Origin of the sequence: Methylobacterium litchii (assembly GCF_038442315.1) — a bacterium.
Taxonomy (GTDB): domain Bacteria; phylum Pseudomonadota; class Alphaproteobacteria; order Rhizobiales; family Beijerinckiaceae; genus Methylobacterium; species Methylobacterium litchii.
In genome coordinates, this window is the sequence record NZ_JBBXMY010000059.1 from 1 (window position 1) to 533 (window position 533).

General features: G+C 71.1%; 2 protein-coding genes. Both read left to right on the plus strand.

Going from position 1 to position 533, the window contains the following annotated elements:
* Positions 1-356, plus strand: a 356-nt coding sequence (locus AAHF99_RS27165; protein WP_342167428.1) for a hypothetical protein, incomplete at its 5' end; no start/stop codon positions are given.
* A partial coding sequence (locus AAHF99_RS27170; protein ID WP_342167429.1) for a hypothetical protein occupies positions 353-533 on the plus strand: 181 nt, incomplete at its 3' end. The genes AAHF99_RS27165 and AAHF99_RS27170, both read left to right, overlap by 4 nt.

Here is a 533-nt window from a genome sequence, read left to right on the forward strand (position 1 = left end):
GCTCCAGCACCAATCCTGCCACCTCCGGTACCTCCGTGCGACTGACGCCGGCGGAGCGCCAGCGCCTCGATAACGCCGCGGCGGCCCTCGGCCTCGGACCGAGTCGCTTCGCGCGGGAGGCGGTCCTGGCCGCCATCCGGTCGAGCGCCGCTGATGCTGCGACCGTGGACAGCCGAGCCATCCGAGCTCGCCTCCTGGCACGCTGGACCCTTGAGGTCGGCCACTTGACCGACGAGGTTCGGGCGCTGACCGCTGCGCCGGCCGGTCGGCTCGACGCCGCAGCTCTCGCGGCGGTCTTGGGCAGCATCGCGCAGGTTCACGCCGCCGTGATCCGGACCTGGGAGGAACCCCGGTGATCGCGACGATCCAGGGACACGGCCGGACACGTCGTGATACCGCTGCCCTGGTCGCCCATCTCGAGAAAACGAACCGCGGTCAAAAGGTCGAGGTGGTCCGTATTGCCGGGAGCCCCGCCAGCGACATGGCCGGTGCGTTCGCGGATTTCGAGCGCATCCGGGACGGCAGCCGAGCCG